Genomic DNA, 15721 nt, shown 5'->3' on the forward strand with positions numbered 1-15721 from the left:
GACGGCAAAGCTGACTTCGTCTACAAGGAGCCACCACCGTGTTGCGCACGCACGAGGCCGGATCACTCCGGGCCGAGCACGCCGGGCAGTCCGTCACCCTCACCGGGTGGGTCGCCCGCCGGCGGGATCACGGCGGTGTCATCTTCATCGACCTGCGCGACGCGTCCGGTGTGGCCCAGGTCGTGTTCCGCGAGGGCGAGATGGCCGAGCGCGCGCACCGGCTGCGCTCCGAGTACGTCGTCAAGGTCACCGGCGAGGTGAGCAGGCGTCCCGAGGGCAGCGAGAACCCCGACCTCGCGACCGGCGCGATCGAGGTCTACGTGAGCGACCTCGAGGTCCTCAACGAGGCCGCGCCGCTGCCGTTCCAGGTCGAGGCGGAGGGCGAGATCGGCGAGGAGGCCCGCCTCAAGCACCGCTACCTCGACCTGCGCCGCAGCGGCCCCGCCAAGGCCATCCGGCTGCGCAGCGAGGTCAGCCGCATCGCCCGCGAGGTGCTGCACGGCGAGAAGTTCGTCGAGGTCGAGACCCCGACCCTGACCCGCTCCACGCCCGAGGGCGCGCGCGACTTCCTGGTGCCGGCGCGGCTGCGCCCCGGCTCCTGGTACGCGCTGCCGCAGTCGCCGCAGCTGTTCAAGCAGCTGCTCATGGTCGGCGGCCTGGAGCGCTACTACCAGATCGCGCGCTGCTACCGCGACGAGGACTTCCGCGCCGACCGCCAGCCGGAGTTCACCCAGCTCGACATCGAGATGAGCTTCGTCGAGCAGGACGACGTCATCGCGCTGACGGAGAAGCTGCTCGCCGCGATCTGGAAGGAGACCAAGGGCGTCGAGCTGCCGCTGCCGTTCCGCCGCGTCTCCTACGCCGAGGCGATGTCGAAGTACGGCTCGGACAAGCCCGACCTGCGCTTCGAGCTGGAGCTGACCGAGCTCACCGAGTACTTCAAGGACACGACGTTCCGCGTGTTCCAGGCGCCGTACGTCGGCGCCGTCGTCATGCCGGGCGGCGCCTCGCAGCCGCGCCGCACGCTCGACGCGTGGCAGGAGTTCGCGAAGCAGCGCGGCCACAAGGGTCTCGCGTACGTGCTCATCGCCGAGGACGGCACGCTGGGCGGCCCGGTGGCGAAGAACCTCACCGACGCCGAGCGCGACGGCCTGGCCAAGGCCGTCGGCGCCAACCCCGGCGACTGCGTCTTCTTCGCCGCGGGCGAGGCGCGCGACGCCCGTGCCCTGCTGGGTGCCGCCCGCGTCGAGATCGCGCACCGCGTCGGCCTGGTCGACGAGAACGCGTGGGCGTTCGCCTGGGTCGTCGACTTCCCGATGTTCGAGGCCGTCGACAAGCTCGAGGCGGGCGACGTCGCGGTCGGCGGTGGCAAGTGGACGGCGCTGCACCACGCGTTCACCTCGCCGACCCCGGAGTGGATCGACAACTTCGAGTCCGACCCGGGCAACGCGCTGGCCTACGCCTACGACGTGATCCTCAACGGCAACGAGCTCGGCGGTGGCTCCATCCGTATCCACCGCGCGGACGTGCAGCAGCGCGCGTTCACCGTGATGGGCATCGGCGCCGAGGAGGCGCAGGAGAAGTTCGGCTTCCTGCTCGACGCGTTCAAGTTCGGCGCTCCGCCGCACGGCGGCATCGCGCTCGGCTGGGACCGCCTGTGCATGCTGCTCGCGGGCGTCGACTCGATCCGCGAGGTCATCGCGTTCCCGAAGAGCGGCGGCGGCTACGACCCGCTGACCGCGGCCCCGGCGCCGATCACCGCCCAGCAGCGCAAGGAAGCGGGCGTCGACGCCAAGCCGCAGGACAAGTCCGAGAAGGCCTGACGATCTTTTTGACGCGCGGGAGCAACCCACCCGGTGCTCCCGCGCGTCCCAGAGCATGAGACCGGTTCGCCCGATCGAGCAGCTACTTGATCGGTATTGAGGTGTGCGCCGCGAGTCAGCCGCTTGATCGGTGCGCAGTGGACGGCGGAAGGTGTTTCCACACGTCCACACCTCGGCGGGAGATCCGGGAACGCGGCGAGCCGTTGTCAACCAGTGGTGGTGGTCGCAGCCTGGCCGGATTGGCGTCGGTCGGGCTCGGCGACATGGGGAGTAGGGTCGGAGGGGATGAGCGTGGAGATCACCGCGGGCTCTCCCGGAACGACTTCACCCGAGATCGTCGAAGCCGTCGGGGCCGCCGAGCGAGTACTGACCAGGCGACTGGGCGCACAGGTGCGCCTGGCGGACCCCGAGGCTCTCGGGGGTACCGGTCGTTCCGTCGTCATCCGCGTGAGAGTCGCCGCCTCGCCGTTCTCCATGCCCCGCACGCTGGTCGTGAAGCGCTACCCGGCCGCGTCCGGTGACCGCGATCCGTGGGCCCACGAGGCCGTCAGCCACCAGCTCCTCACCGCCCTTCCCGCGGAAGAGCGCGCCGCGCCGGAGCTCTTCGCCCACGACGCGACGTCGCGCCTGGTCGTGCTGGAGGACCTGGGCCGCGCGCCGCGGCTCTCCGAGAAGCTCGACGCCAAGGACGCGCGCGCCGCGGAACGTGGCCTGCTGTCGTGGGCGCACGCCATGGGCCGCCTGCACGCCACGACGGCGGGCCGGGACGCCGACTTCGACGCGTTGATGCGCCGGGCGGGCGCGCAGTGCTGCCAGGACCCGATCGCGGTCGACGTGCATGCGGCGATCGCGGGCTTACCGGCGCTGCTCTTCTCGACGCTGGGCGTCGAGATGTCCTCGCAGACCACCGACTTCGTCGCCGCTGCCGCCCGCGCGTTCAGCACCTCACGCCGCCGCGCGTTCAGCCCGTCGACGTCCTGCCCGGACAACCACCTGGTCACCTCGCGCGGTGTCCGGTTCGTCGACTTCGAGGGCGGCTGCGTCCGCGACATCGTGTTCGACGCCGCGGCCCTGCGGGTGCCGTTCCCGTCCTGCTGGTGCGCGTGGGGCCTGCCGCCGGGGATGTCCGAGGCCATGGTCGCCGCGTGGCGGGCGGAGGTCGGGTCGGTGTGGCCCGAGATGGACGACGACGCGGTGCTCTTGCCCCGGCTGCTGGAGGCCCAGCTCCTCTGGGTGTGGCTCGCGACGTGGCGGGCGCTCTCCAAGCCGATGCCGACCGTCGTGAACGCGCCGCCGCGCAGCGTCGTGCTGGCCGGCCGGTGGGTGCGGCTGCGGTCCGACGCGCTGGTCCTCGGCGAGAAGACGGTCGCCTCGCACGCGGACGCGGTCGTCGGCGCGCTGGTCGACCGCTACGGCGCCGAGGTGCTCGAACTCCCGCTTTACCCAGCATTTCGCTGAACCGTTCCCGCACGGTCATTCCGGGCTCACCGGGCCCGCTGATCCTGGGGTATGTGCTGGTGTTACTCGGTGACTCGACAGCCGTCGGGATAGGCGACCTCGTGCCCGGCGGCTGGCGCGGCTTCGGGCCGATCCTCGCGTCCGCCTTCGAGGACAACGGCTACCGCAACTACGCCGTCTCCGGCGCGCGGCTCGCCGACGTCCGGCGCGCCCAGCTGCCGCGGGCCCTGCGCGACAGGCCCAGCGCGGCCGTCGTCATCGCGGGCGTCAACGACACCCTGAGGTCGGACTTCTCCGTGCCGCGCATGCACGAGGACCTCGACCACATCTGCCGCGAGCTGACGGCCGCGGGCGTCTCCGTCGTGACGGTGCGCTTCCACGACCAGGGCCGCGTGTTCAAGCTGCCCGGCAGGCTGCGGCGGGTGCTCAAGGACCGCATCGACGAGTACAACCGCGTGATCGACGTCGTCGTCGCCCGGCACGGTGTCCGGTGCGTCGACCTGCACACGCTGCCCGGCGCCTACGAGCTCCGGACGTGGGCCGTCGACCGGCTGCACCCGTCCGAGCGCGGTCACCGGTTGCTGGCGAGGGCCTTCGCCGCCGAGCTGCGCGCGGCCGGGCACGCCGTCGGCGACGTCAGCCTGGAGTGCTCCGGCGGCCGTGAGCTGACGGTGTGGCACCACATGGCGTGGCTGCTGGTGAAGGGGGTCCCGTGGCTGTGGCGGCGGGGCGCGGACCTGCTGCCGTTGCTGTGGGCCGGCGAGGCCGTGGACGAGGTGGTGGGGCCGGTGCCGGGCGAGGTGCTCCCCGCCGACACCGGCCGCCTCTGAGGGGCTCTCCGGCCACGTGACGGCCTATCCCGGGCCGGTTGGGCGTTCGCGTGGTGCCGCTGCTCGCAGCGAGACGGTGAACGTCGTCCTGCCCGGTTCGCTCGTCACGGACACCTCGCCGTCGTGCGCGCCGACCACGGCGGCCACGATCGCGAGCCCCAGGCCGGTGCCGCCCGCGGCACGCGACCGCGAGCTGTCGCCGCGGGCGAACCGTTCGAACACCTCCAGGCCGTGGGGGATGCCCGGCCCGTCATCGGTGACGGTCAGGTGGGCGCGTCCGTTGTGGACGGCCAGCCCGGTGGTCACCGTGGTGCCCGGCGGGGTGTGGGCGCGGGCGTTGGACAGCAGGTTGCCGATCACCTGGTGCAGCCGCGGCACGTCACCGGGGACGACCACGGGGTCCCGCGGCAGCGCGAGCTTCCACCGGTGGTCCGGGCCCGCGATCCGGGCGTCGCCGACGACGTCCAGCACCAGCCGGGAGAGGTCGACCTCCTCGCTGGCGAGCGGGCGGCCCGCGTCGAGGCGGGCCAGCAGGAGCAGGTCCTCGACCAGCGAGGTCATCCGCAGCGCCTCCGACTCGACCCGGCCCATCGCGTGCGCGACCTGCGGGGGCACGTCCCCGGCGCTGCGCCGGCTCAGCTCGGCGTACCCGCGGATGGCGGCGAGCGGCGTCCTGAGCTCGTGCGAGGCGTCGGCGACGAACTGCCGGACCCTGGTCTCGCTGGCGTGCCTGGCCTTGAGGGCCTCGTCGACGTGGCCCAGCATCCGGTTCAGCGCGAGGCCGACCTTGCCGACCTCCGTCGCCGGATCGGTGTCCTCCTCCGGCACGCGGTCGGCGAGCGCGACCTCGCCCTCGTGCAGCGGGAGCTCGGCGACGCGGGCCGCGGTGGCGGCGACCCGGTCCAACGGCACCAGAGCGCGCCGCACGACCACCCGGCCCGCCAGCGCGACCACCACCGAGCCCGCCACGATGAGGCCGGCGAGGATCCGGACCATCTGCCACACGACGTCCGTCACGGGTGCCAGCGACAGGCCCTTGATCCTCAGCCGGTCGGTGACCACGCGGAACTCGCCCGCCTCGCCCAGGTCGGCGGTGTGCGGTCCCGGCGGCCCGGACACCAGCACCGCGATCTCGTCCTCGGTGAGCGGGCGCGGGCGCTGCCAGCCGGGCAGCTCGACCGTGCCCTCCACGGTGCCGTCGAGGTGGATGACCGCGTTGACACCGGGGGAAGAGAAGGACGAACCGGGCGGCGGCGGCCGGAGGTTCGTGACCTCGCGGTCGAGGTTGGCCAGCAGGAACGAGTGCAGGGCGAGCACCGCGACCCCGCCGATCACCAGGCACAGCGCGGTGAGCAGGACGATCTGGCCGCAGACCAGCTTCGCCCGCAGCGTCCTAGGTCGCAGGCTTGAGGACATAGCCGGCGCCCCGCATGGTGTGGATCATCGGAGCGCGCCCCGCGTCGATCTTCTTGCGCAGGTAGGAGATGTAGAGCTCGACGATGTTCGCCTGGCCGCCGAAGTCGTAGCTCCACACGCGGTCGAGGATCTGGGCCTTGCTCAGCACCACCCGCGGGTTGCGCATGAGGTAGCGCAGCAGCTCGAACTCCGTCGCGGTCAGCTCGATCGAGTCGCCGCCGCGGTCGACCTCGCGCGTCTCCTCGTTCAGCGACAGGTCGCCGACGAGGAGCCTGGTGCCCGCGCCGGCGCCGGTCACGCCGGTGCGCCGCAGCAGTGCGCGCAGCCGCAGCACGACCTCCTCCAGCGAGAACGGCTTGGTGACGTAGTCGTCGCCGCCCGCGGTGAGCCCGGCGATGCGGTCCTCCACCGCGTCCTTCGCGGTGAGGAACAGCACGGGCAGCACGGGGGACTCCACGCGCATCCGGCGCAGCACCTCGAAGCCGTCGAAGTCCGGCAGCATCACGTCGAGCACCACCACGTCCGGGCGGAACTCGCGCGCGGTCCGCACCGCCGTCCGGCCGTCCAGCGCCGTGCGGACGTCCCACTTCTCCATGCGCAGCGCCAGCGTCATCAGCTCGGCCAGAGTGGACTCGTCGTCCACCACGAGCACCCGCACGGGCTGCCCGTCCGCCCTGCGGAGATCGGTCTTCATCGCGCGCATGGCTCCCATCGTGAACGCCGATCCTGTGTACCACCTGTGCGCGCGACGCACAGGAACAGGCGGGCCACTGTCATGCGCTGGCTGCTTGGTCAAGTGTGAGTGGTTATGGTCGGGTTCAGGGCCCGACCACAACCGGAGGTGAGCGGTCTGCGCACGTTCACGCTGACTGTGTTGGGCACAACGGACCTGCACGGGAACCTCTTCAACTGGGACTACTACCTCGACCGCGAGTTCGACGACTTCGCGCACAACGACGTCGGGCTCGCCAAGATCTCGACGCTGGTCTCACAGGTGCGTGCCGATGTGGGGCGGCATCGGACGTTGGTGCTCGACGCCGGTGACACCATCCAGGGCACACCGCTCGCGTACTACTACGCGAAGGTCGAGCCGATCACGCGTGCCCACGTGCACCCGATGGCCGCCGCGATGAACGCGATCGGCTACACGGCCGCGGCCGTTGGCAACCACGAGTTCAACTACGGGCTGCGGGTCCTGCGGACGTTCGAGCGGCAGCTCGAGTTCCCGTTGCTCGCGGCGAACGCGGTCGACGTGACCACCGGGCTGCCCGCGTTCCAGCCGTACGTGGTCAAGACCGTGTGGCGGACGGGCGGGCCGCCGGTGCGGGTGGGGATCCTCGGGCTGACCAACCCCGGGATCGCGGTCTGGGACCGGGCACACGTCGAGGGGGTGCTGACCTTTCCCGGCCTGGTGGAGCAGGCGCTGCACTGGGTACCGGAGGTGCGGGCGAAGTCCGACCTGGTGGTCGTGGTGGCGCACTCGGGGGCCGACCTCTCGTCGTCGCTGGGCGACCAGGTGCCGTTCCCGGAGAACTGCGCGGAGCTGGTGGCCGAGACGGTGCCGGGCATCGACGCGGTGCTGGTCGGGCACGCGCACGTGGAGATCCCGCAGCGGTTCGTGGTGAACAAGGTGACCGGGCGGCCGGTGCTGCTGACCGAACCGCTGTTCTGGGGCAAGCGGATGTCGCTGATGGAGTTCGACCTGCGGCACGACGGGCGCTGGGAGCTCGTCGCGTCGCGGTCGTCGGTGCTGCCGACGGCCTCGGTGCCCGAGGACCCGCGGATCGTGCGGCTGCTGCGGCACGACCACGACAAGGTCGTCTCGTACGTCAACGCGCGCATCGGCACGTGCGCCGGGGCGATGTCGGCGGCCCGATCGCGGTTCGAGGACACGCCGGCGTTGCGGTTCATCAACCACGTGCAGGCGCTGGAGGTCGCGAAGTCGACGTCGCTGCCGGTGGTGTCGCTGTGCGCGCCGTTCAACCGCGCGGCGGCGATCCCGGCGGGCGAAGTGTCCTTCCGGGACGTCGCGGGGCTCTACATCTTCGACAACACGCTGGTCGGCGTCCGGCTGACCGGTGCGCAGCTCCGCGATCTGCTGGAGGAGTCGGCCCGGTACTTCCGGCAGGTGCCGGACGCGGGACCGTTCTCGGCCGCCGAGGTGTCGGCCGACGTGCCGGACTACAACTTCGACATCGCCTACGGGCTGACCGCGCCGCTGACCTACGACATCGACATCTCGCGGCCTGCGGGGTCGCGGATCGTGGGCCTGGCGCACGACGGCGTCCCCGTGCCGGACTCGTTCGAGTTCGCCGTGGCGGTGAACAACTACCGGCAGGCCGGTGGCGGCGACTTCCCGCACATCGCCTCCGCGCCCGTGCTGCACGACCAGCGGCAGGAGATCCGCCAGCTCCTGATCGACTGGGTGAAGGCGGCGGGCGTGCTGGACCCCGCCGACTTCACCGGGGTGGACTGGCGCCTGGTGGCCGGCGGGGTGCCCGTCGAGATTTCCACGAACGAGTGAAATAGCCCGGCGTGTCCTGCGGCTTCCGCGCCGGGCGGTGGCACGGGCTCGTCCGGATGAGGTAGGTCAGGCGCGTGCAGTTTCCGCAACGCGTCTTCGTCGGCGCCCTCGTCGTGCCCGCGTTGCTCGCCTCGGTGGGGCTCGCGTCCCGCCCCGCGCCGGACGTGGCGCCGGGTCAGCTGGTGTTCGCCGTGCGCTCGTCGGAGATCGTGCTGGCGGGCACCGCCTCCTCGGCCGCGGAACGCCAGGACGTCGTCGACGCCGTGCGCGCCCTGACCGCCGCACACCGGATCACCGACATGATCACCCCGAACGCCGACCAGCGCGTGCCCGTACCGCCGGCCGTGGCCGCGTCGCTGCTCGGGGTGGTGCTGGACCAGGGCGTCACCGAGTTCACCGGCGTCATCCACAAAGGACACCTGACCGCCTCGGCACGCGTAGCGGACCCGGACCGCGCGGGCGCGCTGAGCGACGCCCTGCGCGCCGCCGCGCCGGACCTCCGCGTCGACGAGGACTTCACTTCGGACTAGGAGCGTTCGTTGCTCGGGTTCTTCTTCCAGATGTTCCTGCTGTGCGCGGGCGCGTTCCTCGCCGGCGTGCTGCTGACGTGGCTGACCATGCGCTCGCGCACCCCCGGCGACACAGGCCTCGCCGCCGGTTCTGCCGCCGGTTCCGCCGCGCCACTGCCGATCATGGAGGAGCCGCCGGCCGCGGCGCCCGCCATCAAGGCGAACTCGCGGACGATGATGTTCCACACCCCCGAGTCGCCCTACTACAAGCGGATGAAGGGTGACGCGTTCTTCCACTCGCCGGAGGACGCCCGCCGTGCGGGCTACACGATGTGGACGCCTCGGCCGCGGGTGCCCGCGGCTGGGTAGCGGTGCGGGCAGGCGCTGCCGCCGCGTGGGTTCGTGGTCGGGCGGGTGTCGTGCCGCCTCGGGGCCGGGGTGAGGTCCGGCTGCCGTGAGCACGGGCGTCGGCGTGGTCGCCAGGCGGACATGTCGTTGGGCCGGGGTGTCGTGCCGCCCCCGGAGTCCGTGTCAGGCCCGGTCGACCGTGGACACGGGCATCGGTGCTGCCGTTAGGTGGCTACGTCGTCCGACGGGTGGCGTGCCGCCCCAGAGCCCGCGCCAGGCCCGGCCGGCCGTGAACACGGGCCTCAGCACGGCTGCCGGGCGCGCAGCCAGGCGTCGAGCGCCAGGTAGTCGGTGTCGGTGAGGCCGCGGCGCGGGTCCACCCGGTGCAGCAGGGCCTGGGGGTGGTGCCGCGCGGTCCAGGCGCGGTCGTTCTCGCCGATCTCGTCGTCGACCCAGGCGAACGGCCTGCCACCCGCCCACGCGGCCAGACCCCTGGTCTTCCAGTGCAGGCCTCGGCGTGCGTCGGCGGTCTCCGCCTCCCGGTCGTCCTGCCACGTCACGACCGGGAGCCTCGGCAGGCCGAGCAGCGGCACGAGGAGGTCGTTGGCGTCATCCATCCAGGTCGTGGCCCACACCAGCTCGCACGGCAGCGCCGCGAGCCATGGGCCGTGCATCGGATCGAGGCGGGCGAGCAGCGGGTTGGCGTGATCGGGGCCGTGGTGGGCGATGTCGCCCCCGAAGGGCAGGAGCGGGCCGTCGACGTCGAGGAACAGCAGGGGCAGTACCGCCACGCCGGGCAGCGTATGCCGCACCTCGTAGGCTTGACCACGTGATTCCCGACGTGATCAAGCCCGGCCTGGACGTGCTCTTCTGCGGTATCAACCCGGGGCTCGTGTCGGAGGCGACCGGGCACCACTTCGCGCGGCCGGGAAACCGGTTCTGGCCCGCCCTGCATTTGTCCGGGTTCACGCCCCGGCAGTTCGCGCCCGCCGAACAGCGGGAGCTGCTCGAACTCGGGCTCGGCATCACGAACGTCGTCGCGCGGCCGTCCGCCAAGGCCGACGAATTAACAATTGACGAGATGAAAGCCGGTGGGATCGAGCTCGCGGAGAAAGTCGAGCGGTATTCACCGAAGGTTCTCGCGGTGCTCGGCGTGACGGTGTACCGGGCGGCGTTCGGCCGGAAGAAGGCGCAGGTCGGGCCGCAGCAGGACACGGTGGGTGGCGTGCGGGTGTGGGTGCTGCCCAATCCGAGCGGGCTGAACGCCCACTGGCAGCTGCCGGGGCTCGCCGAGGAGTTCGCGCGGCTCAAAGCGAGTCTGTGAACGAAACGGCAGATCGCATTCATGCCTGCTGAAAGCAGGCTGGACGTGATGAACTCCGGTCTGGTTGCATCCAGATCTGCGTCCATTCGAGTGGCTTTCACCCGGAAGTGGAACTCGGGAGCGTCGGGCTGCGTCAAGACTTGGCGATGCCGCGCAGAACTCGGTGAATCTTCAACGCTGGTGGGGGCGCAGTGGAGGTCAGGATTCTGGGGCCGGTCGAGCCGTCCGTGCCGCCGAAACCCGCGCAGATCTTGGCCGTCCTGGCCGTCGAGTGCGGCCGGGTCGTGCCCGTGGAGCGGCTCATCGACCTCATCTGGGGCGAGCAGCCGCCGCCGCAGGCGCGCAAGTCGCTGCAGGTGCACATCTCCACGCTGCGCCGGGCCGGGCTGCCGGTCGAGCACCGGGCCGCCGGGTACGTGCTCAACGCCGCGCCCGAGGACGTCGACCTGCACGTGTTCCGCCGGTTGGTCGCCCGAGCCGGGGACGAGCCCGACCTCAGGGCCAGGGCCGAGGCGCTCACCGAGGCGCTGCGGCTGTGGCGCGGGACGCCGGTGGTGTTCGCGCAGACGCTCGACGTGCAGCGGCTCGCCGCCGCGGAGGCGCTGGTCGACGCGGAGCTCGCGCTGGGGCGGCACGCCGAGATCGTCGAGAAGCTCGGGGCCTACGTCGCCGAGTACCCGCTCGCGGAACGGCTGCGCGGGCAGCTCATGACCGCGCTCGCACGAGCGGGGCGGCGGGCCGACGCGATGCGGGTGTTCCGGGAGACGCGCAAGGTGCTCGTCGACGAGCTCGGCGTGGAGCCCGGCGAGCAGTTGCAGCAGCTCCACCGGGACGTGCTGGAGGGCGCGCGGGACAGCAGGCGCAACTACCTGCCGCGCGACGCCGGTGACTTCACCGGGCGCGACGCCGAGCTGAGCAGGCTGCTCGACAGCGACGGCGGTGTCTGGTGGATCGAGGGGCCGGCGGGCGTCGGCAAGTCGGCGCTGGCCGTGCACGCGGCGCACCGGCTGGCGGACCGGTATCCCGACGGGCAGCTCTTCGTCGACCTGCACTCGCCGTCCGGGGCGCTCGACGCGGTGCTGCGGGCGATGGACGTGCCCAGCGAGCGGATTCCCGAGCCGGCCGAGGAACGGGCGGCGCTGTGGCGGGCGACGGTCGGCGGGCGGCGCGTGGTCATCGTGCTGGACGGCGTCACGAGCGTGTCGCAGGTGCGGCCCCTGCTGCCGGGAAGCCCCGGCTGCCTGACGCTGATCACGAGCCGCAGCCGGTTGTGCGGGCTCGAAGGCGTGCGCCGGATCCCCTTGGACGTGCTGAGCAGCGACGAGGCCGTCACCCTGCTCCAGCGGATCCTCGGTGACGAGCGGGTGGCGAACGAGCCGGGCCAGGCCGCCGAGGTGGCGCGGTTGTGCGGGTACCTGCCGCTCGCCGTGCGGATCACCGGCGCGCGGCTCGCCGGGCGGGCGCACTGGCCGGTGTCCAAGCTCGTCAAGAGGCTCTCCAGCGAACGGAGCAGGCTCGACGAGCTGGTCGCGGACGACCTCGCGGTGCGGTCGAGCCTGGAGCTCACCTACCGGGCGCTCGACGAGAACGTCCGGCGCGCGTACCGGGCCTTCGGCTTCCTCGGGCTGTCCGAGGTGCCGAGCTTCCTGTGGGGGCACCTGCTCGACGAGGACGCGCTCGACCAGCTCGTCGACGCGCGGCTGCTCGACGTCATCGGCAGCGCGCGGTACCGGATGCACGAGCTGGTCCGGCTGCACGCCCGGGAGCTGGCCGAGGCGGAGGACCCGCCGGCGGACCGGGAGGACGTCGTGCGCCGGGCGGTCGTCGCCGCCCTGTCCACCGTGGACGGCTTGACGGAGCACCTCTTCCTGGCCGTGCCGCGGATGCAGGACTCGCTGGGCGTCGTCCCGACCGTGGCGCGCCCGGCGGACAAGGACGCCTGGTTCGCGCGCGAGGAACCGTTGCTGACGAAGCTGGTGGAACGGGCGGCGGAGCTCGGCCTGGCGGAGGTCGCGTGCCAGCTGGCCGAGGTGCTGGTGTTCGCCTGGTTCGGCCTGCGCAACCGCTACGAGGCCTGGGAACGCTCGCACACGGCGGCGTTGGAAGCCGTGTGGCGCAAGGGGAACCTGCGGCTGGAGGCGGTGCTGCGGTGCAGCCTCGGGCAGATGCACTACAAGCGCGACAACCTCGTCGAGGCGCGGTCGTGGTTCGAGACCGCGCAGACGTTGTTCGTCAACATCGGGGACAAGCACGGCGAGGCCGTCGCGATGAACGGCATCGGCATGGTCTGCCGGGAGCTCGGCGAGTACCCGTCGGCGCTGCGGGCGCTCGGCCGGGCCCGCGAGCTGCTGGAGTCCGACGACCCGGAGGGCGTCGCGCACGCGCTCTACGGAATCGGCTCCATCCAACGGGATCTCGGCGACGACGCCGGCGCGTTCGAGACGCTCGCCGGCGCGGAGGCCGGTTACCGAGCGGCGCGCAGCCGGCGCGGCGAGGCGCTGGCGGCCCGCGGGATCGGGCTCGTGCACCGCGCCCGCGGCGAGCTCGACCTGGCGGAGGAGCACCTCGTCCGCGCCCACGAGATGGTCACCGGCACCGGGGACGAGCTGCTCGGCTGCTACACCGCCCAGGCGTTGGCGAAGGTGCTGCTGCGCAAGGGTTCGCTGGACCGGGCGGAGCGTCTGCTGCGGCAGGCGATGGACGGCTGCCGCGACGTCGGCGACCGGTTCGGCGAAGCGCTCGTCCGCCGCACGCTGGGGGAGTGGCGGCTCGTGGCGGGCGACCACGCCGGTGCCGGGGTCCTGCTCACCGAGGCCGTCACGTCGTGGACCGACCTCGGCCTGCCGCTGTGGCGGGCGCGCACGCTGCGCGACCTGGGTGCGGTCCACGCCTGCCAGGGGGACGCGGCAGGCGCGGACCGCTGCTGGGACGAGGCGACCCGGCTGTTCACGCGACTGGGCACCCGTGAAGCGGGGGAGGCGCGCCAGTGGCCCGCTCAGTGGGGCCTCGCGGTCAGCTGACTCAGCCGCTGCCCTCCTCGTGGATCCACGCGGACGTCTTCGCGGAGTCCGCCCACTCCTCGAACAGCTTCACGTGCCGTTGCGCAGGATCCATGTCGCCCGGCTCGAGGTCCGCCCACGAGATCTCCGTAGCGATCTCGTCCAACAGTGGACTTGGTGTGGCTGGTCATGAGCTTCCAGCTCCGATCGGTCGGTGATGGCCGGAACTGTCCACGGCGGGGCCAAAGATCGGCCAAAGGCCGGTTTAGGCGTCCCTTTACCGCTTCTCCCTAGCGTCGCCGCACCTCGCTTCGGGCATAAGGAGAAAGAGCATGTTCGTTCGCACTACCGCATCGGTGGCCGCGATGTTCGCCGCTCTGCTGATGGGCGCGTCGGTCGCTTCGGCGGCCCCGGCCAAGTACACCCACTCGCAGGCGACCGCGCAGCTTCGCGCCGCCGGCATCAGCTGGGACTCCAGCGGCAACTGCAGCAACCGCAACCAGCCGAACTGCACCTCGTTCGAGCAGATCAACCAGACGACCATCGCGGGTGCCAAGACCTTCAAGAGCGCGTCGGGCTGTGCGCTGACCATCACCGGCGGTACGGAGACGGGCCACGCGTCGGGCACGTACTCGCACTGGAACGGCTACAAGGTGGACTACCGGCTGTCGAGCTGCGTCACCAACTACATCAGGGGCAGCTTCTCGTCCATCGGCGGCAACAAGTGGAAGTCGAACGCGGGCAACATCTACTACCTCGAGTCGAACCACTGGGACGTCACGTACCACAACTGCGGGTGCTGAGAGCCTGTTGCCGAACCACGGCCGGGGCCGGTAGTAGTTGACGGGTGATCACACTCGGCGCCGTCTACCGGCCCCAGCTCCCTCCGGAGAACCTGCGCTCCGTCGTCCTGGCCGCCGAGGAGTCCGGTGTGGACTCGCTGTGGCTGTGGGAGGACTGCTTCCTGGAGAGCGGCATCGCCTGCGCCTCCGCCGCACTCGCCTGGACGTCCCGGCTGAAGGTCGGCGTAGGGCTGCTGCCGGTGCCGTTGCGCAACGTCGCGCTGACCGCGATGGAGGCCGCGACGCTCGACCGACTGTTCCCCGGACGCGTGTCGATCGGCGTCGGGCACGGCGTGCAGGACTGGATGGGCCAGGTCGGCGCACGGGTCGCCTCGCCGCTGACGCTCCTGCGCGAGTACACGGGTGCGTTGAAGGCGCTGCTGGCCGGGGAGCGCGTCACGACGTCCGGCCGGTACGTGAACCTGACGGGCGTCGCGCTGGACTGGCCACCCGCCGCGCCCATGCCGGTCTACGTGGGCGGCCTGGGGGCGAAGACGCTGGACCTCGCCGCCGAGGTCGGCGACGGCACGATCCTGGACGCGTCCGCCGACCTCGACCGCGTCAGGGCGACCAGGGCGTCGCGCGAGCACCCGGTCGTCGTCTACGTCGAGACCGACTCGCGGGACCGCGCGTTCGTCACCGACCTCGTCTCCTCGGTGGCCGAAGCGGGCGCCACCAGCGTGGTCCTGCAGCAGTCGGCCGCGAGTGAGGACGCGGAGGGCTTCGTCCGCTTCGTGGGCTCGCTCGGTGGGGCGAGTGCCTAGCGCGACCACCGGACGCGATCAGACGCCGGGACGAAGTCGCTGATCAGGACCGGCGCCGCGGCCGAGGCGCGTGCTCGCCGCGCCGCCTGTTGATTGCGCTCCGGCGCAGGGGGTACCTCAACGGGGTGGCTGAGGTATCTCTGGACGTCGAAGCACCCATCGACACCGTGTGGGCGGTACTCGCCGACGGGTGGTCTTACGCGGCGTGGGTGGTGGGCGCGTCCCACATCCGCGCGGTCGACGACGGCTGGCCCAAGGAGGGTGCGCGCATCCACCACAGCGTCGGGCCGTGGCCGCTGACCATCGAGGACACCACCGAGGTGGTGCGCCTGGAGCCGTCCAGGGTGCTCGAGCTCGACGCGCGGCTGTGGCCGGCCGGTGCCGCGCGCATCACGTTCACCCTGGTGCCGCGGTCCGCGGACGTCACGGAGGTGCGGATGGCCGAGAGGGTCCAGCGCGGGCCGGGCGCGTTGCTGCCGAAGGTGGTGCAGGACGCGATGCTGGTCCCGCGCAACCGCGAGACGCTGCGCCGGTTGGGCGCGCTGGCCGCCGGGAAGAGCCACGGGCAGTAGGCGTCCGGCTCGGCAGAGCTGCCTCACCGGGCCGGTAAGGCGCGGGCGGTGGACGGCCGGGCGGTGCCCGGCTCGGCAGAGCGCCTACCGAGCCGATAAGGCGCTGGCCGCGCTGCCTCCACCCAGGAAACCCGCCGAGCGGGTGGTAAGCGGCCGGTCGGTGCCGCGGCTCGGCGGAGCTGTTCCTGCCAGGCCGACAAGGCGGCGGCCGCGCTGACCCCGCCCGGGAACCCGCCCAGCGGGCAGTGCCCGGCTCGGCAGAGCCCATTACCGAGCCGAGAAGGCGCTGGCCGCGTTGCCCCTCCGGGAAAC

Annotated in this window: 15 protein-coding genes; 11 read left to right on the forward strand and 4 right to left on the reverse strand. The window is 72.1% G+C overall.

Going from position 1 to position 15721, the window contains the following annotated elements:
- Window positions 1-38: 38 nt before the first annotated feature.
- The 3 genes from aspS (at window position 39) to BMW88_RS23625 (ending at window position 4111) form a co-directional block, all read left to right on the forward strand.
- On the forward strand, window positions 39-1823 hold the full coding sequence (gene aspS / locus BMW88_RS23615) for an aspartate--tRNA ligase (RefSeq protein ID WP_089953905.1): 1785 nt from the start codon (window positions 39-41) through the stop codon (window positions 1821-1823).
- A 285-nt stretch (window positions 1824-2108) separates the two neighbouring features.
- A complete protein-coding gene (locus BMW88_RS23620; protein WP_089953907.1) occupies window positions 2109-3281 on the forward strand; it encodes a hypothetical protein in 1173 nt (390 codons plus the stop codon).
- A 53-nt stretch (window positions 3282-3334) separates the two neighbouring features.
- Window positions 3335-4111, forward strand: coding sequence for an SGNH/GDSL hydrolase family protein (locus tag BMW88_RS23625; protein ID WP_245778005.1), 777 nt, complete (start codon window positions 3335-3337; stop codon window positions 4109-4111).
- Between the two features lie 24 nt (window positions 4112-4135).
- Here BMW88_RS23625 and BMW88_RS23630 read toward each other — a convergent pair whose 3' ends face one another.
- Together BMW88_RS23630 and BMW88_RS23635 are read right to left on the reverse strand one after the other, a co-directional pair.
- Window positions 4136-5527, reverse strand: coding sequence for a sensor histidine kinase (locus tag BMW88_RS23630; protein ID WP_089953909.1), 1392 nt, complete (start codon window positions 5525-5527; stop codon window positions 4136-4138).
- Entirely contained in the window at window positions 5505-6230 is a 726-nt protein-coding gene (locus BMW88_RS23635; protein ID WP_281249437.1) for a response regulator transcription factor, read from the reverse strand. Before BMW88_RS23635 ends, BMW88_RS23630 begins: the two co-directional genes overlap by 23 nt.
- 171 nt (window positions 6231-6401) lie before the next feature.
- Between BMW88_RS23635 and BMW88_RS23640 the strand changes: the two genes are divergently transcribed.
- The 3 genes from BMW88_RS23640 (at window position 6402) to BMW88_RS23650 (ending at window position 8929) form a co-directional block, all read left to right on the forward strand.
- Window positions 6402-8051 carry a bifunctional metallophosphatase/5'-nucleotidase gene (locus tag BMW88_RS23640; protein ID WP_483868434.1) on the forward strand — a complete coding sequence of 550 codons (1650 nt, stop codon included), beginning with the start codon at window positions 6402-6404 and terminating at the stop codon, window positions 8049-8051.
- A 74-nt stretch (window positions 8052-8125) separates the two neighbouring features.
- Window positions 8126-8581: a hypothetical protein gene (locus BMW88_RS23645; protein ID WP_089953914.1), complete on the forward strand. Its 456-nt coding sequence runs from the start codon at window positions 8126-8128 to the stop codon at window positions 8579-8581.
- A gap of 9 nt (window positions 8582-8590) precedes the next feature.
- Window positions 8591-8929, forward strand: coding sequence for a sunset domain-containing protein (locus BMW88_RS23650; RefSeq protein ID WP_089953916.1), 339 nt, complete (start codon window positions 8591-8593; stop codon window positions 8927-8929).
- Window positions 8930-9210: 281 nt separating this feature from the next.
- On the opposite strand, the gene BMW88_RS23655 is transcribed toward BMW88_RS23650, so the two are convergent.
- Window positions 9211-9699: an HAD domain-containing protein gene (locus BMW88_RS23655; protein ID WP_245778007.1), complete on the reverse strand. Its 489-nt coding sequence runs from the start codon at window positions 9697-9699 to the stop codon at window positions 9211-9213.
- A gap of 38 nt (window positions 9700-9737) precedes the next feature.
- Between BMW88_RS23655 and mug the strand changes: the two genes are divergently transcribed.
- Both mug and BMW88_RS23665 read left to right on the forward strand, forming a co-directional pair.
- On the forward strand, window positions 9738-10232 hold the full coding sequence (mug, locus tag BMW88_RS23660; RefSeq protein ID WP_177221250.1) for a G/U mismatch-specific DNA glycosylase: 495 nt from the start codon (window positions 9738-9740) through the stop codon (window positions 10230-10232).
- Between the two features lie 191 nt (window positions 10233-10423).
- Window positions 10424-13252, forward strand: coding sequence for an AfsR/SARP family transcriptional regulator (locus BMW88_RS23665; protein ID WP_089953921.1), 2829 nt, complete (start codon window positions 10424-10426; stop codon window positions 13250-13252).
- 1 nt (window position 13253) lies between these two features.
- Here the strand turns inward: BMW88_RS23665 and BMW88_RS42045 are convergent, their stop codons facing one another.
- Complete coding sequence (locus BMW88_RS42045; RefSeq protein ID WP_177221262.1) at window positions 13254-13397, reverse strand: hypothetical protein; 144 nt, start codon at window positions 13395-13397, stop codon at window positions 13254-13256.
- A gap of 166 nt (window positions 13398-13563) precedes the next feature.
- On the opposite strand from BMW88_RS42045, the gene BMW88_RS23670 reads away from it, so the two are divergent.
- The 3 genes from BMW88_RS23670 (at window position 13564) to BMW88_RS23680 (ending at window position 15409) form a co-directional block, all read left to right on the forward strand.
- Entirely contained in the window at window positions 13564-14034 is a 471-nt protein-coding gene (locus BMW88_RS23670) for a hypothetical protein (RefSeq protein WP_089953923.1), read from the forward strand.
- Between the two features lie 44 nt (window positions 14035-14078).
- Complete coding sequence (locus BMW88_RS23675; RefSeq protein ID WP_089953924.1) at window positions 14079-14837, forward strand: LLM class flavin-dependent oxidoreductase; 759 nt, start codon at window positions 14079-14081, stop codon at window positions 14835-14837.
- Between the two features lie 125 nt (window positions 14838-14962).
- A complete protein-coding gene (locus tag BMW88_RS23680) occupies window positions 14963-15409 on the forward strand; it encodes an SRPBCC family protein (RefSeq protein WP_089953926.1) in 447 nt (148 codons plus the stop codon).
- Window positions 15410-15721 lie beyond the last annotated feature (312 nt).

The organism is Lentzea xinjiangensis, assembly GCF_900110955.1.
Classification (GTDB): Bacteria; Actinomycetota; Actinomycetes; order Mycobacteriales; family Pseudonocardiaceae; genus Lentzea; species Lentzea xinjiangensis.